Source organism: Sinobaca sp. TMA16-18 (assembly GCF_059510535.1).
In genome coordinates this window covers 139,691-162,815 of the sequence record NZ_JCAKFM010000007.1, presented here as the reverse complement: position 1 = coordinate 162,815, position 23,125 = coordinate 139,691, and the positions used below count along the sequence as shown (strand labels likewise).

Below are 23,125 nucleotides of genomic sequence, written 5' to 3'. Positions count from 1 at the left end.
ATAAATCATGAACTGCCCTTATTTTCTATAAAACTAAATAAACTGTGGAAGAAAAGACAAAAAATCTGGTTAAAAAAACGATATCTATTACAGAATATATTTTATTTGTGATCAGCAAAGGCATTATTCAAGAAAAAATGGAACTTATTTATATGAAAGGAACCCTTTATTTGATTGATTCATACACATCATCACTTTCTCAATAGCTGGAGTATTTGTTAAAACAGACTATCCGCATAAGATACCGGCTATATAACAAAGTATGGACTTGTTAAACTGAATGTCAATTGTATCACCTCTGATCATTCGAATGTAACAATACTATAGGTTCCGAACATGGCGGCACGAGCAGGTATTATATTTTTTGTATTTTCAGTATTTTCTTATTATTTTTCTGTTTTAGATGGTTTCTGCTCGTTGGATGAATGTGGAGATGAAGAGTGAATCAGATATAATAAATATAAGTGTAAAAGATTTTGTATTAAAGGAGAATAGAAAATGGAGAAATTTGAAACATGTAAACCCACAGGAACAGAGTGTACGTGTTCAGCGAGTGGCGCGAAGCACTTGTGCGTATCCATCGTCCCGATTTTTAATCATTTGGAGCCTGTTCAAATGAGTGAAATCATGAAAACTGTTCAATCCAGCTCCTACAAAAAAGGAGAACTTATTTTTCAGGAGGGGAGTCAATCAGACGCTCTTTATATTGTGAATACGGGAAAAGTGAAAATGTATCGATTGTCAGAAGGCGGGAAAGAACATTTAGTTTCTCTGCTGTTACCCGGGGACTTCACCGGGGAGTATGCTCTCTTTAATAAATCCACCCATCAATCCTTCGCCCAGGCAGTGGAAGATACGATAATATGCAGGATTCCACGTAACGATTTCCAGACCATTTTAACAAAATACCCGGCCATTTCTTTAAAAATGCTCACAGAGTTTTCTCAAAGGTTGAACCGCTCCGAAAACCAAAGAGCCCACTTTGCTGCGGATAAAGTAGAAACACGGCTCGCGCTGTATTTAGTGGAGGCAGCCACTAATCTGCCTGGCACCGATACTCTGGAGCTGCCAATGACGAGAGCAGACTTAGCCTCGTATTTAGGTACCACGGCGGAAACGATCAGCCGCAGGATGGCGGATTTGGAAGACCGTGGGTTTATTGAACAGATCAGCAGCAGGAAAATAAAAGTATTGGATCTGGACGGTCTACAACTGGTCTAGCTTAGAAGAGAAAGGCAGGGTAGTAACCAGGTAAATTAGGTGGTTTATCGGGAAGTGCAAATGATTTTCAAATATTGATTTGCGTCAAGGAAGTGTGCTCCCTTCTATTAGATAATTGAAGGACAGAAGGGGGCTTAGAAATGAAAAATCCTAATGTTAAAGGATGGAAGTGCTGCAGCGGGGGTGAAGGGTAATGAATGTATTCCAACCCGTGTTTCTTTCCGTCATTAATTTTAACTGGCATATTCTTATTCAGGATCATACCTTTGCTTTTATTATTGCCATTTTAACTTTTGCCTTTACTGTCATGCTGCGGACAAAAAAAGTATTTCTTTTTCAATTACTGTTGTTATTAACATTATTAGGTATTAAAGAATCGGCAGTTCCGCTCGTTTTTACGTTGTTAATGACTGTGCAGTTTTTGCTTGGTGGAGTAGTGCTCTATAAAGTGAAAAAAGCAGTTGATCGAAACTATTTCCTTATTCTTGAGAAGACCCATAAAATGCCGGCAGACATTACGAAAGGAGGGCAAAGCGGAACTCAATCTTCTCTTTTTTAAATACAAATTGTTTGTTTTAAAAGAGAATAAAAGGTATTTAAATGCCGGGAAGAAAAAATATAAACCCCGGCGTTTATGTCTCCTCATGAAGCTGCGATTAAAAGCTTTTTTATTTTGCTTTTGCAGCTTCTAAAAAGGCTTCGGTGAAGTCGTTTACCTGCTTTCGTATTTCTGTTTCTTCCGAATCAATATCTACTTTCAGCCCCGGCACAGCAATATATCCTCCCTGCTTTTGAATAACTTCTTTAAACCTATCCACTGCCCCCGCGAAGTATTCATAGCAGGTATCTCCTGAGCCAAACACGCCAAAAAACTTTCCTGTTAAATCCATCGTCTCCAGATCTTCATAGATGTCCAGCATCTCGTCGGCTACGTCGCCGTCTCCCCAGGTGTAGCTTCCTAAAAAGATACACTCGTATTCGAGTATATCTTCCGCGCCTTCTTCAAAAGCATCTTTCAGGTCTACCTGTATTCCTTTTTCGATCAAATATTCCTTAATGAAAGAAGCAAGTTGTTCTGTGCTGCCTCCCATCGTTGCATACACGATACCAATAGTCATAACGTCCTCCTGTTCTGCCTATTCCTCTGCAAGTACAACGTAAACGGTCATTGCGGCAGCGCCTGTATTTTCTACGCTGATGGTTTGATGCGGATCGCAGTGAATCATATCGCCCCGCTGTACCGGGGAAGCCTTGTCATCCAAGTAACATACTCCTGTTCCTTCGATCACAGTCAGATAGGCGTTTTGTTGAGGATGGCCATGGGCAGGCATTATCTGTCCGGGGAGGAAATTAAACACGATCGCTTTGCTTTTTTGTCCTGTAAAAACAATCTGTTTGGTCATTTGATTTTCATCGTACGTTTGAAGATCCTGCATTTTTTGTATAGTCATCATACACACTCCATTTTTGTATTTTTCTCAGAATAAATATCTTCTGTTATTTTTATCATAAACGACATAATAAAATAAAAACTTGACGTACATCAAGAACGAAAAACTTTTGAAATACTATTCTTCCGGAAAGCTGGTATTAACAGCAGTACACACCAGCTTGTCGTTTTAAAAAGAAATTGGTTCGATTATAATGGGAGAAAACGGCTAACGAAAAGGAGGGCTCATTATGGATGGTAAAATACTGAATACCCAGCAGCCGCACTGGGAGCAGGTATATGCGAAAAATAAAAAAATGTTCGGCGGTGAACCAAGCAAAGCGGCCGTAAGAGCTGCAGAAATGTTTAAGGCAAAAGGCTATACTCGTATGATAGAGCTTGGTGCCGGGCAGGGAAGGGATACTTTGTACTTCGCACAAAACGGATTCCATGTTCATGCACTGGAATACACAAAAGAAGGCGTTGAATCCATTCAGCAAAAGGCCGTAAAACACGGCCTCAACAGCCGGATTACCGTAACCCGGCATGATGTGCGCCAGCCATTTCCACTAGCTGCCCATTCGATGGACGGATGCTTTTCCCATATGCTGTACTGTATGGCAATGACGTCGGAAGAATTGAAAACACTAAGCCGGCATATACGACATGTTCTGCGCCCGCGGGGGTATAATATCTACACGGCAAGACACGTCGGCGATCCACAGTACGGCAATGGCATTCACCATGGAGAAGATCTGTATGAAGCAAATGGATTTATCGTGCATTTCTTTAATCAAGAGAAAGTGGAAATGTTAGCAGAAGGATACAAAGTCGTGGAAAAACATGAATTCGAAGAAGGTGCTCTGCCGAAACGGCTGTATCAAGTAACGCTGGAGAAAAAGGAAGAAGCCACACGTTAACAAAATGATAGTAAAAAACGAAAGGAAGTTGTAAATATATGCTGACAGAACCATTCCATATTGCGGTACCTACCGCTTTTTACGAAGATGAATCGTTAAATACCCAGGGCACCATCAGCCATATTAAAAATATATATAACCACGGAGTAAAATCTATTCTGGTTTCTGGAACCACGGGGGAACAGCATAGTATGAACCTTCAGGAGAAAATAGAAATAATAGACGCTCTGGAGTCGGAAGAAGAGCTTATCAGCAATATGGAAATTATATTCGGGGCAGCTTCCACCAGGCTGAAAGAGGCTGAGATATTAGCTGAAAAGATAGGCTCTTCAAAAATGGCAGGGATGATGATTGGGTATCCGCCTTACATCGTGCCCTCCCAGCAGGAAGCTATGTTGTATACCAAAAGAATGGTTGAGATCAGTCAAAAACCTGCCATTTTGTACAATAACCCGAATAGAACGGGGTTTGATTTGTCAGAGGAAAGCATTGTTCAATTAAGCAGGCTGAATTGGGTAGTGGGTATAAAAGAAGCCGGAGATAAAGAAAAAATAAAGCGGTTAAGAGACGTTATCCAGAGAGAGGACTTCTTTTTTTATGCAGGCGGAGAAGTGGAGTTAGAAGATAAAGTAAACTGCGGATATAATCGGCTTTCTTCCATGGCCGGCAATATAAATCCAGTAGAAATCAGCCAATGGTTCAACCAATTCCTTACCAATCAGGCAATGTCACAGCAGGAAAGCGACACCGTACAATCAATTATGGAACAGGTTTATAACGGAAACGCCATTGTGAACCTTAAAAAAATATTGAATCAGCAAGGTACGTCAATCGGAATTTGCAGAAGCCCGATTGGGACGATATAGGGAAGTGTAAAGCCCATCCCATCCTATTGAAATCATTCTAAAATAGTCATCTTTTTCTGTTTGTGTTTTTCCGAGCATTGCAATTTCAACCATTCTTTATGAGAAGTTGAAATCGTATTCTCCAGGCGGAAATTGTGATAATATGTAAAGTCTGAGATCATAAAGAACACTCTTTAAATGATCAATTTTAAGAATATACAGGAGGCTGCAAATGAGCGTACAAAAAGAATTTACGGCATTAAGAAAAATCTCGAGAGAAGAATTTATGGATTTAGCGCAGGGAGGCATGCGTGAGTTATTCAATCTTGAACAATATAAAGTGCTTGATGGTATTAAAGGCGAAGAGCTGAATCATTTTGTGTACAACACCGGCACACACGACTGTTATTTAGTGGATCTTGAGACCTGTTATGAACTATTGGCATCCTTTTATAGTAATGAAGAAAAATCTGCGGTCCAAGCGTCTTTAGATAAAATTGCGTCTTCCGTTGAATAAGTGATAATAAAGAAAACCGTTCCAGATCATACGTCTGGAGCGGTTTTTTGATCTAAACAATGGAAGTAATGACAATTTTTTTATGTAATGGAAGTAATATTAGAGTAAAATAGGAAGTAGGGGCCCCGGTTCTTCCTTATGAGGAGGATCCATAGTGAATAAATTACTGCTGACAGTAATGGTACTATTCATCTGCTTTCTTGTTGTGTTACCGGCAGGCGCTGCGACAGAAACAACGTATGAAAATGATTCCTTCCGCATTCATAGTGTGGAAAGCGAAGGCAATACGATTTTGATTGAAGGAGAAGCCAGGGTATTCGAAGCAACCGTATCATATGTGGTAGTGGAAGATGGCCAGGAAATCGATGAAGGATTTACGACTGCTGCCACAGCCGGTCCGGATTGGGGAGAATTCGATCTGGAAATCGAAGTAGCCCAGCTGGACGAAGGAGAATCGCGTGATCTCACCGTGATTGTATTCAGTGAAAGTGCTGATGACGGCAGCCGGATGGACGAACTGGAAATACCGGTTACCATCGGAGAAGAGGGAGGTCCGCTTCCAGCGACCTCGACTTTCTACCCTGCTGCTGTGCTTCTTGGTGTTGTGATATTCATGACAGGAACGTTTCTGCTTTTCCGCCGACGCGCATCTAACTAAATAAAGGAAAGCCGGGCCCCTGGTACATATTAGTGTTTCCGTTCTTTTCATCAAGATATACGAGGATCAGCAACCTATGCATCGTATATTTATTGGATGTTCTCATAAATAAAAGTTGTTTTATGTAAAGTGTTTGTAAAGATTTGGAAACATTTATAGGCAGAGAAAAAAGAGCATGATACATTAACAGTGGGTCCACCACCCATCCCTCCAAATTGCCCTTGGGAACCGCTCTTTCTGCGTTTGGCTGCTCCAAAAGGGGCAGTTTTTTTTATTTTTTTCACCGAAACAAGTACAAAGAGGACCGTTTCGGTAGGGATGGCCTTGTTTTTGTTTTCAACGGGCTGCTGAGAGAGGGAAGAGTATTCTCTCTTACTCATTTTTTTCTGTTCTGTTATACCTTTCTCTTCTGTTCAGTCCAAAGAGCATATCCCAGCCAAATCAAAGCTACGCCCATCGGCAGCGCAAATAACCGATCGAATGGGTGAGGGATGATGGAGGCACCGATGGTCGCTGCAGCACCGAAAGCAAGAAGAGCACCTCCTACACGTGACAGGACTTTAGCACGAAATATTGCCATGCCGAATAAGAATCCTCCAAGGATATACATTACCCCGGCCAGTGAGCCAATAGTCGGAAGAATCCCAAGATCGACCTCGCTGACGGATCCGCTAAAAATCCCTATAAATCCCTCTACAAACTGTGGAGCCACGGTGGTAAGCAGCGGCAAAACAAAAGCTTCAATGAAGCTGAAGAACGCTGCGAATAACCAAAAAAGACTAAATATAAGAAACCCCATTAATCCAAGCCAACCGCTTTCCTTCACTTGTCTTGTATAGATTCCCGTAATTCCTATTAAGTTAAAGAGGGCCAGAGCCATCGTTAAGCACGCCACAACCACCCATAAGTTTGTGTTAACAGAAGATATATCATCAGACGGGTGAATAAACTGAATAACAATATAGAGACTTCCTCCCATTATTGCAAACAAGCCTGTATAACGAATAATCACTAATGGTGTTAGCCGCTTTTTACTATCCTCTAGATTATGCCTGGTATTCATGTGTACGCCTCCATTCATTAATCCCATTAGACTATCTTCTGCGTCGACTTTATCATCCATTGACGAAGACTAATTTTAGGGTTGATGAAAATTCTTTGAAGTACATTTACCTGAAAACAATGACCTGCAGGTGTTTACATTTTTCCCGCCGATATTCTCTTTTAAAAAAGAAGAAAAGGCAAAAATGCATAGGGAACGGATCGTCCTTATGTATAACAGCAATAAAACGGATTCGCTTTAACTGGAGAAAACGATAGCTTCACACATATTAAAACCCTGAATATTTTGTAAAATTTTGGATGAATATTTTTTCTTGAAGTGTAGCACACTGTTACTTCCTTTACTATAGTAAAGGAAGTTTAAAACAGATAATTCAGAATATTTATCATTGTGACTATTTACTTAATTAACATTTTCAATATTAGATTGCCCCTTTTTTTAAAGTACGATAACACAAACAGAAAGAGAGAGAAGAGGCTGCTAAATACATCGGTACTGCACCTTTTCACCTTTCGTATAGTTAAGAGCTTCGAATAACCGCGATTATGTAAAGTTAACTAATAGATTCAATGATCATCATTCTCTTCCTATTTCGTTTCCAGAAGCAGCAGGCATTTCTGTAGAAAACATGAGAGAAAGGACACGCTAGCAATGAAAGCGGTGGTCAAGTATTAGATTAGTAGTATATTACATATGAAAAAACATAGAAGATAGAGACGGAAATGGGGGAAAATAGCGCATGAAAATCATAGTAACCCCTTTTGAGATCATACTATTATGAGTAAACAACGAAGGAAGGAAGAGAGGAATATAGTCCGGTCCAAAAACCTATCTGCAAGTTTAGAGAGAAAGCGTAAAAAAGTTAAAATATTTAGAATAAAAAGACAAAAATGTTTATAAAATCTGAAGAAGGGTAAAAATATATTATCCTTCTCTAATTCCTTTGGGGGTAGTTGCTGATTCGATTGAATGGAATGTAGCTTGCCAGTCATAAGTAACTTCCTTCTTTTTTATTCTCTTCTTATTAGGGGAGAATAAAAGAAAAAATAAACCTGCTGAGTGTTGCTATCACTTAAAGAAGGGTTTATTTTTTTGTCTTTATGAATAGTAACTACCATTGCATGAATGAGCCTATCGATAGGAACTACAAATGAAGCAACGAGACGAACTGTCCGGAAATTCCATGTGTGGTCGTTCCATGTGAAGGATCGTCGTCGTTTCTTTGGATAAGCACAAAACAGGAGCTGCCCTTTTCTTATCATGTAAACAGGTGATACATGTTTCAGAGGAATTTTTTACATCTGAAATGATCTTGTTTGCCAATAGACCGGCTGTCAATAGAAGAATTAATGCCTGCTAATAGGTCGAGAAGGGAAAATGGCCTTTTTCGGCTTATTTTTTATGGCTTCATCCAGCAATCTGTATAGAGCAGCAGAAGCATAGCCGCCGAAACCGAGGGGTTATCAAATAAAATAGAAAAGAGATGAAAGATGTTGAAGCATGTAAAAGCACTTAGCATGAAATTTCCTATGGTAACTATCGTCCTGTTAATCGTCTTGACGGGGTTTTACAATGTGGAGATCGGTAACACACTGCTTATTAGTCTGGTTTTAACGTTGCTGGCTTATTTGCTCGGAGATCTAATGATTTTCCGCAAAAAGGAAGGTCGTTCCATTCAAACCGCCACGGATCATATGACCCGGTCCGGCCCGGATAGTGCTCTTGCAGACCATATAAAACGCAATGTTATGGCAACGGTTGGAGATATCGTCCTGGCCTTTCTGGTAATCTGGTTAATGGAAGAATTCATTCTTGCCGCCAGTGAAGACATCGTACAGGCAGCCCTTATTTCCGCTCTAATCATCGGCGGAGGAGAGTGGTTTTTCCATAAATACCTGGATCGAAATGTTTTCTTTAAAAGAGACCGCGATAAAGCGACCTTGAACCGGTAAATAAAAGGAGTGTTGTAATTGGGGAAAACAAGAGTGGGATTTTTAAGGAGTACAGAGTTGAGAAATCGAGGCCTATTCATTCATTAATGATAGAGATAGGGAGATACAGATGGACCGTAAAAAAAGTACTGCATGGTTCCTACGTTTAATTAATCTTTAGCTTGCTTTGCTTTTCATACCTGGTAGATGTATGGCAACGAAGTATTAAGAAAGCTATTCTACATTCTTTATCAAAGATATTTTTATACGATCTATAAAATTTGCTCCATTTCTTTCTTGATTAGTGTAGGAAAAGAGTTCGTTGGTTTATACTAAAAGCGAAAGGGGCAAACAAAGGTTCCTTCTCATTGAAGTGATCACATGTCTGTTTCCCGGGGAGCAGGCGTGTGAGCTTTTTTGTTTAGAGGGTTTTAGAAAAAGGTAAATACAATAAAGGATCATTCATGAAAGGGGGCTACCTTGCATGCCTATACACGAAGAAAACGAACAGCAGGCAGCAAAACGGTTAGGGAAAATGTTTCAAACGCAGTTTGGGAAAGGTCCTGAGAGCATATACGTGATGATTACGCCCCCTTTTGTAACGATTCATTTGAAAGGCTTTTTAGCTCCTATGGAAGAGGTGTTATTGCACCAGGACAAGGAGCTGCAACTAGAACAATTACGCGAACAGATGATGATTAAAGTTCTCCCTGTGATTCAGCAGATTGTGGAGGAAGAAACCGACGAGAGTGTTCTGGACATGTATTACGATTGGAATTTTCGGAAGAATAAGAAATGCACGGGGATGGTTTGGATTTCGCTGGATGTTTCCCCAAAACAGCTGGATACGTTTTCTTGGCCCAAAGAATTAAATCAAAATATGTTTCGCCGTGAGATTATTGCGCTTAGCAAAAAAGTGCAGAAGGAACCGGAGGAAACCAATCTATTTTGGTTAAGCCCGCGACTGATTTTAGTCGAACGAATTGGCATCTTTGTGGAAATTGAAAACGCATTGATCGAACAAAACTATGGCGAAACCTTAAAAACTGTAAAGCGACCGCTGGAAAAAAATTTATTTGCCAAGCATGTGCTGGAAAGTCTGTTACAGCGAACGATCGAAGAAACATTTGTCGATTGGCATTTCCAGAAAGATAAAGGATATTTACTGATTGGTTTAGAAAATTCGAAAAAAAATAAAAATGAGAAAAAAGAAAACCAAAAATAGGTTGATATTACAAAGGAAGTAAGATATAACTAAAGGAATCAAGAAAATAACGGCTCTGCCGTTCTATAAAATATGGTTCTGACAACAAACAAGGACGTTTGTTGCCCAAGCCACATCTCCTTCCCAGGGCAGATGTGGCTTTTTTTCATGGAATAATAAAAAGGAGGAATACCCATGACACCCTTCGTTTTTGTCCATGTTGTTCAAAAAAATGAAGTACTAGTGGGCACCGTAGAAGAAATGGAGGCTGTCACAGGACAGGTAATGGACCATTCATTTACAGACATGCAAAAACTGGTGCAAGCCCTCCATCTTTATCGTTCGCAGGAAGTAATTATTACGTTTATCTCTTATCCTTCCGCTTTGCAACAGGAATGGGAAAAAGATGCTTGTACCTTAGAAAAAACCTCGATCTATATAAGTAATGCGCCTATAGGCCCGCAGGCTAACATAAGAAATCATTCATGATTCAATTTTCTTTAATAATGGAAAAAAGAAATATGGAAAAGTTGTCGCAGTCAGTGAGTGATATACCTTGATGCAGAGCTGTCAAAATGACATTAATGCGGTGAAACAGTACGCTGGAGAGGCAAGGGTAGACGATCACACATGATAAAAGGCATGAGAAAGGCTCCGGGGAGATTTTACTCCAGAACTTTTTGAAATGCACGAGAAATACAGAAAAGCGATGAAGCGGGGACGCGTTTTTTGAACGCCCTCTATTACGCTTCTTTTTCTTTAGGAAGAATTTTTTCCATGAAAAAAGCCGTCAAGAACGTTCTTTTCTCGACGACCTGCCTAAAGCTCGTTGTTTCTTGTCTATTCCTATCCTTTTTTATCGTCAACCTAACGAGAAGTAGGAGATGAAGGGTCCTCATTGGCTGAAGACGAATTGTTTTCTTGAGCAGCTTCTGTTGCTCCCTGGACGTCCCCTTTTGCTCCCTGTATTTCCTCTTTGGTTTCTTGAACGGTGGTTTCTTTGACTTCTTTTAATTCCTCACCGGCTTCTTTAGCCGTTGAAGCGACATGTTCTGCTTGCTCTTTCACCTGTTGGGTCTGCTGCATGAGATCCTTTCCCTGTTTTTCATAAATCTCCTGAAGGCTTGTCGCGATGGTTTTAACAAGCGCCACGATTCGTTGAAAACGGTTTTTGAGTTCTTCTTTATCGACCTGGTCATTCGCTTCTTTTGCTTTTTCTTTTAATCCTGGTCCTTCGCTTGAACTACTCGAACGGGACCGTTTTGTCAGCCAAACAATGCCCCCTCCTATAGCTGCAATAGATAGCAGAATTGCCGGAGCCGTTTTTTTCGTTTCATCGGTTGATGTCTTTTCTTGATTCGTTGTCATCTGAATTCCTCCTTTTGTTATTTAGCAGAAAAGTGTTGGCATCATCCATATAGACAAACATTAGTAACCGTAAGATCTATGGATTTTCTCCTGTTCTTTACGCTTTTACCGTTTAGAAAGGACCTAAAACCTTTTTCTTGTTTTATAGGAAACACAGGCATAAGATCAGTAGATAGATCTTTTTTTTAAAGCTTTCCTCCCTTGCGCCTTTGTTGTAAGAAAAAAACGGAAGGGCCGCCTCTTCTCTATTGGGGTATCCCTTCCATAGCTCCTATTATATTTTCATTGAGGTATGATGTGAGCAAAAACAAGAGGCAAGAAGAGAACAGAAGAGCAGCCCATAACATAGAGATGAAGCATCTCATACGGCGTTTAGGTGTTTATATACGAAGGTAAGGGTTCAATTAAATAAGGTAGGATGAATAATAGAACAACATGGATTAAATCAGGCTTAGGCATGATAAAGAAAGGAAGAGTATGATGAATGGCAAAAATATAAAGTTTTATCGTCAAAAAGACCAGCTATCCTTGTCTGACTTAGCTCAAAGGGCCAATGTATCCGTTTCTTATTTGAGCACACTGGAAAAAAATAAAAACGCTAATCCAGGTCTTTTACTCCTAACTAAACTTTCTGAAGCCTTAAAGGTTTCTATAGAAGATTTAATTTATGGCCCTTCTCACCGTCGTATATAACTCCATAGCTTGTGAAGCGATAGTATAGTGAAATAGGAAGGGATAGTTCCCGTCTCCAGGTTGTTGATCAATTAAGAACCCTGGGAGGCAAATATGGCAGCAATAGCTAAACATAAAAAGATAATCTGGGAGGAAGCAAAATCACCAATTGTAAGCTTGTAAGGAAGGACTAAAACAATGGCTAAGGTCTTTTTACGGCTGGGAGACTTTTAATTTCGGCTGCAAAAGTGCAAGCATCACAACCATGATCAGAATACAAGCGGCGCCGATCCATTGAAAGAGACCAAAAGGTTCCTGCAGCCAAAACACCGTAGCCAACACGGCAGCAAGGGGCTCCAAACATCCCAGCAAACTGGTTTCTTTAGCAGAAAGGTATTGCAGGCTTTCAATGTAAAACCAAAAAGCAAACATCGTGCCAAACAGAATAACGAATACCAGGTAACTAACCCCTTCGAAAGACAGGACGGCATGATTGATCTGCCAGAAAGGATGGATGGTGCTCAACAACACTCCTCCTATGGTCATGGCCCAGCCAACAATTACCAGAGAATCAAATTGTTTTAATAACGGGACGGCATACAAGGTATAAAAAGCTAGGGATACGCCGGATAGCACGCCCCAAATAATGGCTGGAGCAGGCACAGATAACTGAGACAGTGACCCATTAGTTAATAGAAAAAAACAACCTGTGCTGGCTAACGTGAGTGTCCATCCGTCCTGACGAGTAAATACCGTTTGTTTTCGAACGAGCAGGTAGATGATAATCATGGCCGGAGCCAGGTATTGAAGAAGGGTAGCCACCGCAGCATTTCCTTCGTATATCGAAGCCATGTAAGTGTACTGAACGGCCAGCATGCCGCCAATTCCAAACAAGAGAATGGCAAACGCGGTAGCAGGCGTTCGCCAGATCTGAAAAATTTGAGACCGTTCTCCTGTTCCCCATTGAATAATCAATAAAGCCACGCCTGCCAAAAGCAATCGAACAGCGACTAACCAATTGACTTCAATAGAAAAATCTTGAAATAGCTTTTGTGATACGGTACCTCCCAGCCCCCAAAAAGAAGCTCCCAATATAACCAACATTAAACCTTTATTTCTAGAATGCATCACGGAACTTCTCTCCTAACTATCATGATAGTATGACTGTAAAACAATATAGGCGAAATAAATACCAAAGCGCAATAGTTGGTTATGTAATGTCTCTAAAAAAGCCATAGCTTGTCCCGAGCAATGAGAGAATCGAATGACATAAAAACATACTCATAAACCAATAAACATATTCATTTTCGTATAAGCGGTAATTTAATCAACAAAATCTTCGAACGCTATCGAAGGTATCGTAATTACCGATCAACGCTTGAAAGGACTGATGCGTCACAAAAACGCCTATGGATCGTTCGGAAGGGGAAGCAGCCGGTTATCGTGATGTATTAAACCTTGTCTAGGCTTCCTATAAGAAGATCCCAATCACAGATAACATGATCTTACAATTACCTAAAGAATTGTATCAATATATTCCTTTTGTATTTCATTAGATTTTAATAAGTTGCATTATGTAAAGTGTTTGTAAAGATTTGGCACCATTCATAGGCAGAGAAACAAGAGCATGATACATTAACAGTGGGTCCACGACCCTTCCCTCCAAACTGCCCTTGGGAACCGTTCTTTTTGTGTTTGGCTGCTCCAAAAGGGGCAGTTTTTTTAATTTTTTTCACCAAACTAAGATTGATTCTTATGATGAAAAATAGGTGATAGAAAAAGGAGAAAATAATTTGATCAATCAGCTTAAATGAAACAAAATTTGGTATAAAAACTTAACGTTAACTGAAAAATAATTAAAGAACGAAATTCTATGATGAGAAAGAGCCCTTTTGTTTACCAGTCTAACAGTAGGGAGTGGGTTTCCGGAACATGTAGAATATAAACCGGTACCGATTGCTATAACGCTTGCAAGTGTAATACTGTTAACCGGCGAAAAAAATGTCCAGCGTACATAGTATCCTTTTAAATTAGGTGATCTAGTAAGCAGTAAAAGAAATCCAGGAGGAACAACATGACAATTATCAGCCAGCCATTGCGTTTGATCTATTTGAAAAGTTATAAAACAGGGGGCACCTCTACGGAAATTGCTTTTATTAGAAAAGCCCATGAGAGAATAACAGCGTATGCGACCGCAAAAGATATTGGCAAATATGGGTTTGCAGACCGAAAAAAAGGGCATTTTTTTACAAAGTGGGGCTATAACACCGATATAGGCAGCTCGCAAAAGATAATCGATACAGGAGCGAAGATCTTTCTGCGGAAAACAGGAAGCGGCGGGCCGTTGCTGCAGCATCAGTCGGCGGCAGATGTAAAGCATCTCATAGGAGAAAAAACATGGCAGAAATCATATAAAGTAGCTAACATACGAAATCCCTGGGATCTAGTAGCTTCTGACTATCGCTGGATTAGGAGCGGACGGGCAGGAAGATCGGAAAAGCGGGATATGTCTTTTCCGTATTTTGTCCAGATGATTACAGAAGAAGAAGTGCTTCCAACTGGTTTTAAAAAAATAGGAGAACTGCTTGATCCTTTCGTTTATGATGAACAAGGAAAAGCCTGTGATTTTTACATACGATTCGAACAGATAGAGCAGGATTTAATAGACGTAGGAGAAAAGATTGGTCTGTCTGCCATGAACTTGCCGAAAGAAAAAGTATCCAATAAGAAAAAAATAAACTACCGGGACTATTACGATAAAAAAACAGAACAATTGGTACACGACCAATTTCGAAACATTATCCGTGATTTTAATTATTCTTTTTAGATAAAAATGGCAAATATGAAAAAGCTATTTCTTTATGATTTATGGAGAATGGGAAAGCAGGTACATTTAAATAGAAGCAAGACATCTTCCCAAAGTACAAATACAACATATCTACTTTAGAGGAGGTTTTTAAAGCAGGTGGATAGATGGTAGGAACCTCCACTCTGTTCACAAAAGTACGATTTTAAACATAAAAAGGGAGAGAAGGGGCTTATTAAAGCATGCCTTTTTCTTTTTTTGATGCCTAATCTGTTCGGACACCGTTGGTATTTGAGAGCAAGTTACACCCGGAGGCAGGGGAATTGGGAAGCCTTTCGTAATTTTTTTTAGAATATAATAGTGTTTATAATAAAGTTAATGTAAAAAAGAGGTGCTAATAATGAATGTAGAAAAAGTTGTTTTGGATGGCATAGAATTTATTTCAACATACCTCCAAGTATTTAAAAGAAATTTAGATAAGAATTCGAGTAATCATGATTTTAACGATGTTGTATTGTACGGTTTTTACCATCAAGGCCCTTCGATGGCGTTGGGTAATAAGAGAATCCAATTCGAACAGATCGAAAAGGAAATCAAAGTAATAGCTAGCGATTATAGAAAAAATTACGATGAAGATGATCAAGTAATAGATATATTATTTATACCCCATAATGATACTACGTTAGAGAGCACGCAGTATGGCAAAAAACTAAATAAAGAACTGATGGACGAATATATTAAACAGATCATCTGAGTATAAAACAAATATTTTTTTTAGAGTATTTATTATTTCCTACAGAAGTAAAGAATAAAAACCGTTGGATCCTAACTCCAAGCATTTTACCCTTTGGTTGATACTTTATGAGTAGTCTCCCTTTAAATGATGGAAAAAGGGGAATGGTCATGAAGCATTTTCTTGGTTGGGTCGCTTTCATAGAAAACGTTGGTTTTCGATTACCAAGAGAACGGATTTCAATACGGGAAAGAAGAAAAACCAGAGCCTCAATCAGAGCCAAAGTCAGAACCTGAACCAACACCCACAGAATAAAAAGTAGAAACAGACGTGCATTTTAAAAATTATGATATTGCAAGAGCTGCTGGGACTGCGCCTGTTTAAAAAGAAGACCCAGTGTATGCGAAGCATCTAGATCGCGATGGAGATGGCACAGGGTGTGAATACTACTTTTGAAGACTCGAAATAAAAGCAAAATTTTACAGAAAAAAAAAGAGAAGAGATGGTAGTGCACCCCAAATGTTAGAGTGAAACATAACGTTTGGGTTTTTTTATTTAATAGATATAAATGAACGGCTTTGTTGAAAAGAAAGAAGATTCTCACAGCAAAAAAAAGCTTTTTCCAACGGAAAGAGGAAAAACGGTCTATCCTTTCATCAAAAGAGAGAATGACATTCCGATCGTGTAGCCTTGGCGGGTTTTTCTGAACAAGAAATGACGGCTGCCTACAAGTTTTTAGAGCGAATTCGGAAAAATGTTGAGAAGGATTGGAAATTTATAAAAAAAGGCCGTAAGCGAGACTATTAACGAGCTAAAGGAGTGACCTGTTCGAATGACGATAACGATAATGAAGTGTACTTTTGAAAATGCACGAGACTTGCAAACAATAAGTATAGAGACATTTACCGAGACTTTTCAGGAACAAAATTCACCGGAACACTTAAATGCCTATTTGGAAAAAGCCTATAGCTTGGATCAATTAAAACACGAATTGGCGAATCGATCTTCTCAGTTCTTTTTTGTATATGTAGATCAGGAGGTCGCGGGTTACCTAAAGGTTAATACCGACGATGCTCAATCGGAAGCAATGGGCGAGGAAGCGCTCGAAGTCGAACGGATTTACGTGAAGCAGAAATTTCAGAAACACGGTCTTGGAAAACATCTAATGAACAAAACGATGGAAATTGCGCAGGAACAAAAGAAAAAGAAAATCTGGCTGGGCGTCTGGGAAGAAAATGAAAATGCCATTGCGTTTTATCAGAAAAAAGGATTTCTCCAATCAGGTTCCCATTCCTTTTTTATGGGGGATGACGAACAAGTAGACCTGATTATGACCAAAGTACTTTCATAAATGTTAGTGGAAGACGAAGTTTGAACTTTTATATTAATACCAAACTCCTTGAAAGATAAAACTTTCCCTGTTGGTCTTCACTCAATCTGTTAAACAGGAAAGACACCGGTGTTTTTATGTCCACGCCTTTTTTAAAAACCTTACGCCTTCTTGTATTTCCTCACAGGAAAGATTACTGAATCCCAGTTTAATAACGGCTTCTGTAGGATGGTTTTCTATAAAATAAATGGAGGTCGGATACACGTTCACTCCATAAATGGAAGCACGTTCGATCAACCATTCTTCCGACTGATTTAGATGTACCTTCACTAAGATGTATAACCCCGACTGTTCCCCAATAATGGAGATGCTTTTTTTGAAGTACTTTCTCAATTCCGATACTAAGCACTGCATTTTTCGTTTGTACACCAGCCGCATACGTTTAATATGACGATTCCATTCTCCCTCTTCCATAAATTTTGCCATGGTCAGCTGATTTTGGAGTGAAGCGGTACTCTCGAAATGACGAAATTGGTTTTTGTAGCGATCTACTAGTAACTGGGGCAGCACCATATAACTCAGACGGATCCCGGGAAGAAAGGACTTTGAGAAATTCCCTAAGTAAATGACTCTTGCTGAATCAATAGAAGCCAGTACCGGAAACGGTTGTTGCGTATAACGAAATTCACTATCGTAATCGTCTTCGATAATAAATCCGTTAATGTTTTTCGCCCAATAAATAAGCATTTGTCTTTGCTGAATCGACATACTGACCCCTAACGGACTTTGATGAGATGGAGTGACATAAATCAGCGTTGACTCCATTTTTTCTAATTCGGTAAAATCAGCCCCTCCCTCATAAACCGGTAAAGTCTCCATTCTATAACGGTGAAACCGAAAAGCTTCCTTTGCTCCATCGTAACCCGGATCTTCGATAATAATGCCGTCGTTCTCCTCCTTCAGAATTTGTCCAAGATGGATTAATAACTGTTGGGTACTGCTGCCGATTACAATCGCATTGGCTTCTGTTTTCACGCCACGTGATTGGAATAAATAAGCGGCAATTTGCTCCCGAAAATACACTTCCCCTAAGGGCTCCCCGTATTTAAAGCTCTCCGGCAATGTTAATACTTGATTTGATATTCTTCTCCAGATTTTCAAAGGGAAATGGGCTTGATCCACAGCCCCTGCTCTAAAATCAATGTTGATGGGCGGTATGGTCTCTTTCTGCTTTTTCTCAGGAGAGATGAAAACATCTTGAACTAAAAGTGGTTCTAATTCGTTTACATAATACCCTTTCCTCCCTTCTCCGCGGATATAGCCTTCCGCGACAAGCTGCTCATAGGCCATTAATGTGGTGTTGCGGCTGACTTGAAGGGATTCAGCCAGTTGACGAATGGATGGCAGCCGATTGTTGGGAGGGATATCGCCTCGTTCAATAAACGACTTAAACTGCTCGTATACTTGCTTGTATTTGGGAGACTCATCCTTCAAGACAAAAATAGTGTTTTTCACTTTGCCGCCTCCTTGACATGCTTATTTATCCATAATTGTACCTTTTTAGATGTCAAATTGCATAGTAAGATACTGGTATTGAAAATGCATAAAACCAAACAAGAAGTGGTTCAAAACTGTTTATTTCTAAATCTTATGAAGTGAGAGATATGAATGAAGTCAAAGAGTCTATTTAAGGCTGAAGGTTGGTTGGCGAAGACTTTCACTTAAATTAGAGCGTATAGAAAATCGTCAATCAAGTGCTGCTTTTTCTAGTCGAACTAACGGAGCAATTTAGTTCAAGTAGAAAAAAGAAAGGGGAAAAACAATGTTAACAGAAACAATTCACATTGCCGTACCAACCGCTTTTTTTGAAAATGAATCTTTAAATATTCAAGGGACAATAAGTCATATAAGAGACCTGTATCAACAAGGCATAAAATCTGTTCTTGTTTCTGGAACTACTGGAGAACAGCATAGTTTAAGCCTCCAAGAGAAAATGGAAATAATAGATGGTTTAGAACGGGAAAAAGAACTCATTACTAATATGGAAATTATATTTGGGGTGGCTTCAATCAGACAGAAAGAGGCAGAAGAATTAGCTGAAAAGATTCGCCACACAGAAATAGCCGGTATCATGCTTGGATATCCGCCGTATATTATACCTACACAAGAAGAAGCACTCGTTTATACAAAGAGGATTATGGCCCTCAGTAATAAACCTGCCATTTTATATAACAATCCAAAAAGGACGGGCTTTGATTTATCAGAGAAGAGTATTATCGAATTAAGCAAGTCAGACTTAGTCGTTGGAATAAAAGATGCTGGAAGCAAAGAAAAAGTTGAACGAATAAAAAAAGGTGTAGACCGAAACGATATACATTTTTACGGCGGGGGAGAAGTAGACTTAGAAAAAAAAGTCTTTCATGGATATGATCGCCTTTCTTCCATTGCAGGGAATGTTTCTCCCATGGAAATTAGCCAATGGTTTCAAAAAATGCTTATAAAGCAAAAAGTAAGTGATCAAGAAAGCGAAAGAATAGAAAATATCATGGAACAAGTTTATTCAGGTAACGCGATTGTGAATCTAAAAAAAATCATTAGTCACCACGGGATTTCCATGGGAATTTGCAGAAGTCCAATAGGAAATATTTAATTGAATAGTGAAGTAGCTCTTTTCCTCTGTCCTTTATATGTGAATTCGAATGGTCTGGGGGATGTGAAATGAGCAGGGGGGATTCAATGGTAAGTGTCGCAGAATTGAGCACATTTATTCTGGTGGTCTGCGGATTGTTTTTAGTCCCAGGTCCTGCTGTCTTGTTGCTAATCACTCGATCGGCTTATGATGGGGCCAAAACAGCTTTAAGTTGGCTTTATATCGGTCTCGGCTTACAAATAGTACTCCTAAGTCCATAATCTTTTTCTATCAAAGATAGTAGAACTTCTTGGAAAGGCTTTAGTAAATCATTTTCATACAAAAAGGAGCACGCTATCATGTATATTCCAAAATATTATAAGATTACCGATGTTGAAAAGATCCGCGAATTTGTTCAAACAAATTCCTTTGGAACGCTTGTCACTACAAAAAAAGGAAGACCCATTGCCACCCACTTGCCCTTGCAATTAATAAAAGAAGACGAGAAGTATTATATAACCGGACATATGGCTTACGGCAATCCGCAGTGGCGGACATTCGACTCCTCTGAAGAGGTACTCATTACGTTTCAAGGGCCACACGCTTACATTTCTTCCTCCTGGTATGAACAGGAAAATGTTCCAACGTGGAATTATCAGGCGGTTCATATATATGGACCTGCCACTATTTTAGAAGAAGAAGCATTGAAACAGGATCTGGCAAAATTACTGGAAAAATACGAGAAACATCGTGAGAACCCGGTTCTTTGGGATAAGCTCTCTTCTTCTTTATTAGAAAAAGAAATAAAGGGGATTGTTGGATTTAAGATTAAGGTAGGAGAGATTCAGGCTGCCTATAAATTAAGTCAGAATAAAAATGAAACGGATTATGCGAACATCGTTGAGCAATTGCACAAAGAAGAAAATCCGGATTCGAAACAAATCGCCGAAGTGATGGAAAAGAGGCGAAAAAATCTTTAGTAATTGTTCCTACATTTAAAAATTCAGATCGCAGCTTTTTTATTTTGAGTAAAAAGTATTGCCTTACAATGCTTCATTAAATATAAAGCAACTTCTTCAAAGCTTTTAAACTTGAGCTTTGAAATATGTTCCTTACAAGTATATAGTTTGGTGTGAATTAGAGAAAGACAGCTTCTTTATAAAAAGAAAGCAGCGGAATAAAAAAACGATGAAACGGATACCATGATAAAGACACAGTATCGATGTCATCGTGTGGGCACAAAAGCTTCAGTCTCCTTTTTCTTAAATTGCTTAAAAGTCAGCAGTCAGTTAAGAAAACATTGTCTTTGTAATGTATTATTCAGCTACCGAACGAAGCAGTTTAATTAACGGTGCTTTTGTTTCAAAACCTATTCCGGGAACGTCAGGCAACCCAACATATCCATTCTCAACAGGAATATTATCGGCAAACCCTCCAAATGGTTCAAAAACTCCAGGATAAGATTCATTTCCTCCCAGTCCCAGTCCTGCTGCAATATTCAGTGACATTTGATGTCCTCCATGCGGAATGCAGCGGCGGGGAGACCATCCATGTTCCTTTAACATATCCAATATTTTCATGTACTCTACAAGGCCATAACTTAATGCACAGTCAAATTGCAGATAATCTCGATCCGGTCTCATTCCCCCATAGCGAATGAGATTTCGAGCGTCCTGCATAGAAAATAGATTCTCTCCAGTGGCCATAGGGTTTTTATAATGCTTAGAAAGCTCCGCCTGAAGCTCATAATCTAATGGATCGCCTGCTTCTTCATACCAAAATAAATTATATGACTCTAATTTTTCTGCATAACGAATCGCTGTTTTCAAATCAAACCGTCCGTTTACGTCTACCGCTAGAGATTGGCCGGAGGGCACCACTTCTAGTACGGCTTCAATTCTTCTAAGATCTTCTTCTAAACCGTTTCCAATTTTCATTTTCACAACTGAATATCCTAAGTCCAGATAGCCTTTCATTTCTTCTTGAAGCATTTTATCGTCTTTCCCTGGCTGATAGTAGCCTCCTGCCGCATAAACAAATACTTTATCATCCGGCTTTCCATCCCCATAACGTTCGGCCAGCAGTTGATAAAGAGGCTTTTCTTCTATTTTTGCAACAGCATCCCAAACTGCCATATCAAGAGTTCCCACTGCGACCGACCTTTCTCCATGGCCGCCTGGTTTTTCGCCAGTCATTAAAATATCCCAAATTTTATGAGGATCAAAATTCAGCCTCTCATCATCTAGAATATCATTTGTTTCCGCGTCTAATAAACGTGGGATAAATCGTTCATGAAGAATTCCACTTGGAGCATACCGGCCATTTGAATTGAACCCATATCCTACAACTCTTTTGCCGTTTTTCAATACATCTGTGACGATTGCCACAACAGAAACATTCATTTTTGAAAAATCAATATAAGCATTGCTTATACTTGATTTAATAGGTACTGCTTTTTCTTTAATATCAATTATTTTCATCTGAAAACCTCCCATTTGATATTTATTATCTGTTTAAAGAATAATTAATAAATTCATTAATGTCAATAAAAAGCTTTAAATTAGTTAAAATAGCTTAAAATACAAAATAATAAATTTTTTAATCCTTGTACATAAAAAAGACGCTTCCTATTAAGAAACGTCCTACGTTATTTTTTCATCTTATTCGCTGGCTTTCTTTCGATAATTCCCAAAATTTCTTGTCCTCCACGATGCCTGTGGGAGTGCATTAAGAGTTGAGCGGCTTTGCTGTCTTGGGCTCGCATGGCAGCTACTATGGCCCGATGTTCCTTAATGGACCGAATAGGAAGCTTTCGCTCATTAATGGTAAACAATCTAGCCCGATACAATTGATCAGAGTGACTGTCCATTATATCTATCAGCCGTTCATTGTGGGAGTACTCAATGATTAAATGATGAAATTGATTATCTGCATCTAAATAAGCCTTTAAATTATTTTTATTCAAATACTCTTCTTGATTCGTAATAAGGGAATCCAGAATTTCAAGATGCTCTTCGTTAATATTGAAAGTGGCTAATTCAGCCGCCACTCCATCTAAAGCTTCAGCAATTTGACAAATTTGCTCAATATTTTCTTTTATGATTGGTTCGACACTAAACCCTTTGCGTGGAATTAATCTAATCCAGCGATCCATTTCCAATCGAATTAAGGCTTCACGTACGGGTGTACGGCTCATTTCCAACATTTCGATAATTTCCCGTTCCAAAAAAGCTTCATTAGGTTGAAGCTGCAGGTTTAGAATGGCTTTTTGAATAATGATATAAGCTTGCTGCGGTAAACGATCTTCATTTGCTTCTTCTTTATATAGCAATAAGGTTTTCTTTAAAGCAGTGTTATCGTTACTTGGTCTATTTTTTTCCTTCATGAGATTCACCAAATTTCAATTTATTAACGTCGCCGATATTAAATAAATTATATCAAACTTCCACTATAAAAAGCGCGGTTTTACAAGTGACGCCCGTCCTTGAATATAAAGCATTATGAAGAAATGGCCGGGGGTGGGATCTTCCCTGGCATCAAAAAGAGAGCTTCCAACTATTTTCCATAATTATGACTTCGCTGAACTTCCACTGCAACTATCTCGGTAAGTACTCTGATATCATATCCTCGTCGAGCTTGAACGATACATATTTTTAGAGGTTGTAGCGTCCTTAAAAATAAAACCGTTCTGAGAAGTACGGTTTTACAAACAGAAAGGGAGAGAAGAGGCCAATTACTGCACATTTTCTCTTCTTTCGTATGGGAAAAGCTTCGGATATTACGATTATGTAAAATTATA

24 protein-coding genes and 2 pseudogenes are annotated in these 23,125 nt (G+C 39.2%); 17 read left to right on the top strand and 9 right to left on the bottom strand.

Translation table 11 applies throughout. The features are described 5' to 3' along the window. Window positions 1-615: 615 nt before the first annotated feature. Together AC5W14_RS13525 and AC5W14_RS13520 are read left to right on the top strand one after the other, a co-directional pair. The gene (locus AC5W14_RS13525; protein WP_496194740.1) at window positions 616-1,221 is read left to right on the top strand and encodes a Crp/Fnr family transcriptional regulator; all 606 of its coding nucleotides are present in this window, start codon (window positions 616-618) and stop codon (window positions 1,219-1,221) included. Between the two features lie 193 nt (window positions 1,222-1,414). Next, window positions 1,415-1,780 (top strand): hypothetical protein, encoded by a 366-nt coding sequence (locus AC5W14_RS13520; RefSeq protein ID WP_496194739.1) that lies wholly within the window; start codon window positions 1,415-1,417, stop codon window positions 1,778-1,780. 109 nt (window positions 1,781-1,889) lie between these two features. Here AC5W14_RS13520 and AC5W14_RS13515 read toward each other — a convergent pair whose 3' ends face one another. Both AC5W14_RS13515 and AC5W14_RS13510 read right to left on the bottom strand, forming a co-directional pair. Beyond that, window positions 1,890-2,339: a flavodoxin domain-containing protein gene (locus AC5W14_RS13515; protein WP_496194738.1), complete on the bottom strand. Its 450-nt coding sequence runs from the start codon at window positions 2,337-2,339 to the stop codon at window positions 1,890-1,892. 18 nt (window positions 2,340-2,357) lie between these two features. Continuing rightward, window positions 2,358-2,675 (bottom strand): cupin domain-containing protein, encoded by a 318-nt coding sequence (locus tag AC5W14_RS13510; protein ID WP_496194737.1) that lies wholly within the window; start codon window positions 2,673-2,675, stop codon window positions 2,358-2,360. A 226-nt stretch (window positions 2,676-2,901) separates the two neighbouring features. On the opposite strand from AC5W14_RS13510, the gene AC5W14_RS13505 reads away from it, so the two are divergent. From AC5W14_RS13505 to AC5W14_RS13490, 4 genes are all read left to right on the top strand, one after another. Next, complete coding sequence (locus tag AC5W14_RS13505; protein ID WP_496194736.1) at window positions 2,902-3,570, top strand: class I SAM-dependent methyltransferase; 669 nt, start codon at window positions 2,902-2,904, stop codon at window positions 3,568-3,570. Window positions 3,571-3,608: 38 nt separating this feature from the next. Beyond that, entirely contained in the window at window positions 3,609-4,436 is an 828-nt protein-coding gene (locus AC5W14_RS13500) for a dihydrodipicolinate synthase family protein (RefSeq protein ID WP_496194735.1), read from the top strand. A gap of 211 nt (window positions 4,437-4,647) precedes the next feature. Next, window positions 4,648-4,932 (top strand): hypothetical protein, encoded by a 285-nt coding sequence (locus AC5W14_RS13495; RefSeq protein ID WP_496194734.1) that lies wholly within the window; start codon window positions 4,648-4,650, stop codon window positions 4,930-4,932. 154 nt (window positions 4,933-5,086) lie between these two features. Continuing rightward, entirely contained in the window at window positions 5,087-5,590 is a 504-nt protein-coding gene (locus AC5W14_RS13490) for a Gmad2 immunoglobulin-like domain-containing protein (RefSeq protein ID WP_496194733.1), read from the top strand. 89 nt (window positions 5,591-5,679) lie between these two features. Here the strand turns inward: AC5W14_RS13490 and AC5W14_RS13485 are convergent, their stop codons facing one another. Continuing rightward, window positions 5,680-5,970: a hypothetical protein gene (locus AC5W14_RS13485; RefSeq protein WP_496194732.1), complete on the bottom strand. Its 291-nt coding sequence runs from the start codon at window positions 5,968-5,970 to the stop codon at window positions 5,680-5,682. Between the two features lie 14 nt (window positions 5,971-5,984). Then, the gene (locus tag AC5W14_RS13480) at window positions 5,985-6,713 is read right to left on the bottom strand and encodes a hypothetical protein (protein WP_496194731.1); all 729 of its coding nucleotides are present in this window, start codon (window positions 6,711-6,713) and stop codon (window positions 5,985-5,987) included. Between the two features lie 1,430 nt (window positions 6,714-8,143). On the opposite strand from AC5W14_RS13480, the gene AC5W14_RS13475 reads away from it, so the two are divergent. The 3 genes from AC5W14_RS13475 to AC5W14_RS13465 all read left to right on the top strand — a co-directional run bounded on the left by AC5W14_RS13475 (window position 8,144) and on the right by AC5W14_RS13465 (window position 10,277). Continuing rightward, on the top strand, window positions 8,144-8,605 hold the full coding sequence (locus tag AC5W14_RS13475) for a DUF2512 family protein (RefSeq protein ID WP_496194730.1): 462 nt from the start codon (window positions 8,144-8,146) through the stop codon (window positions 8,603-8,605). A gap of 463 nt (window positions 8,606-9,068) precedes the next feature. Next, the gene (locus AC5W14_RS13470; RefSeq protein WP_496058399.1) at window positions 9,069-9,809 is read left to right on the top strand and encodes a Na-translocating system protein MpsC family protein; all 741 of its coding nucleotides are present in this window, start codon (window positions 9,069-9,071) and stop codon (window positions 9,807-9,809) included. Between the two features lie 174 nt (window positions 9,810-9,983). Further along, window positions 9,984-10,277, top strand: coding sequence for a hypothetical protein (locus tag AC5W14_RS13465; RefSeq protein ID WP_496058398.1), 294 nt, complete (start codon window positions 9,984-9,986; stop codon window positions 10,275-10,277). 378 nt (window positions 10,278-10,655) lie between these two features. On the opposite strand, the gene AC5W14_RS13460 is transcribed toward AC5W14_RS13465, so the two are convergent. Further along, window positions 10,656-11,156 carry a hypothetical protein gene (locus AC5W14_RS13460; protein ID WP_496058397.1) on the bottom strand — a complete coding sequence of 167 codons (501 nt, stop codon included), beginning with the start codon at window positions 11,154-11,156 and terminating at the stop codon, window positions 10,656-10,658. A gap of 477 nt (window positions 11,157-11,633) precedes the next feature. On the opposite strand from AC5W14_RS13460, the gene AC5W14_RS13455 reads away from it, so the two are divergent. Next, window positions 11,634-11,849 (top strand): helix-turn-helix domain-containing protein, encoded by a 216-nt coding sequence (locus AC5W14_RS13455; RefSeq protein ID WP_496058396.1) that lies wholly within the window; start codon window positions 11,634-11,636, stop codon window positions 11,847-11,849. A gap of 192 nt (window positions 11,850-12,041) precedes the next feature. Here the strand turns inward: AC5W14_RS13455 and AC5W14_RS13450 are convergent, their stop codons facing one another. Next, window positions 12,042-12,956, bottom strand: a complete 915-nt coding sequence (locus tag AC5W14_RS13450) for an EamA family transporter (RefSeq protein ID WP_496194751.1) — start codon at window positions 12,954-12,956, stop codon at window positions 12,042-12,044. A 946-nt stretch (window positions 12,957-13,902) separates the two neighbouring features. Between AC5W14_RS13450 and AC5W14_RS13445 the strand changes: the two genes are divergently transcribed. The 5 genes and pseudogenes from AC5W14_RS13445 to paiA all read left to right on the top strand — a co-directional run bounded on the left by AC5W14_RS13445 (window position 13,903) and on the right by paiA (window position 16,718). Further along, entirely contained in the window at window positions 13,903-14,655 is a 753-nt protein-coding gene (locus AC5W14_RS13445) for a hypothetical protein (RefSeq protein ID WP_496194729.1), read from the top strand. A gap of 379 nt (window positions 14,656-15,034) precedes the next feature. Beyond that, entirely contained in the window at window positions 15,035-15,388 is a 354-nt protein-coding gene (locus AC5W14_RS13440; RefSeq protein ID WP_496058394.1) for a hypothetical protein, read from the top strand. A 366-nt stretch (window positions 15,389-15,754) separates the two neighbouring features. After that, window positions 15,755-15,823, top strand: a pseudogene (locus tag AC5W14_RS13435) (excalibur calcium-binding domain-containing protein); the annotation flags it as partial. Window positions 15,824-15,935: 112 nt separating this feature from the next. Further along, window positions 15,936-16,174: pseudogene (locus AC5W14_RS13430) on the top strand (winged helix DNA-binding protein); the annotation flags it as partial. A gap of 25 nt (window positions 16,175-16,199) precedes the next feature. Then, window positions 16,200-16,718 carry a spermidine/spermine N(1)-acetyltransferase gene (paiA, locus tag AC5W14_RS13425; protein ID WP_496194728.1) on the top strand — a complete coding sequence of 173 codons (519 nt, stop codon included), beginning with the start codon at window positions 16,200-16,202 and terminating at the stop codon, window positions 16,716-16,718. 114 nt (window positions 16,719-16,832) lie between these two features. Here paiA and pdxR read toward each other — a convergent pair whose 3' ends face one another. Further along, entirely contained in the window at window positions 16,833-18,212 is a 1,380-nt protein-coding gene (gene pdxR, locus AC5W14_RS13420) for a MocR-like pyridoxine biosynthesis transcription factor PdxR (RefSeq protein ID WP_496194727.1), read from the bottom strand. A 307-nt stretch (window positions 18,213-18,519) separates the two neighbouring features. Here pdxR and AC5W14_RS13415 point away from each other — a divergent pair, with 307 nt between their 5' ends. Both AC5W14_RS13415 and AC5W14_RS13410 read left to right on the top strand, forming a co-directional pair. Beyond that, window positions 18,520-19,347 (top strand): dihydrodipicolinate synthase family protein, encoded by an 828-nt coding sequence (locus AC5W14_RS13415; RefSeq protein WP_496194726.1) that lies wholly within the window; start codon window positions 18,520-18,522, stop codon window positions 19,345-19,347. Window positions 19,348-19,685: 338 nt separating this feature from the next. Then, window positions 19,686-20,306: an FMN-binding negative transcriptional regulator gene (locus tag AC5W14_RS13410; RefSeq protein ID WP_496194725.1), complete on the top strand. Its 621-nt coding sequence runs from the start codon at window positions 19,686-19,688 to the stop codon at window positions 20,304-20,306. Window positions 20,307-20,642: 336 nt separating this feature from the next. Here the strand turns inward: AC5W14_RS13410 and AC5W14_RS13405 are convergent, their stop codons facing one another. Together AC5W14_RS13405 and AC5W14_RS13400 are read right to left on the bottom strand one after the other, a co-directional pair. Next, on the bottom strand, window positions 20,643-21,806 hold the full coding sequence (locus AC5W14_RS13405; protein WP_496194724.1) for a mandelate racemase/muconate lactonizing enzyme family protein: 1,164 nt from the start codon (window positions 21,804-21,806) through the stop codon (window positions 20,643-20,645). Window positions 21,807-21,973: 167 nt separating this feature from the next. Beyond that, the gene (locus AC5W14_RS13400; RefSeq protein WP_496194723.1) at window positions 21,974-22,711 is read right to left on the bottom strand and encodes a GntR family transcriptional regulator; all 738 of its coding nucleotides are present in this window, start codon (window positions 22,709-22,711) and stop codon (window positions 21,974-21,976) included. Between the last annotated feature and the right edge of the window lie 414 nt (window positions 22,712-23,125).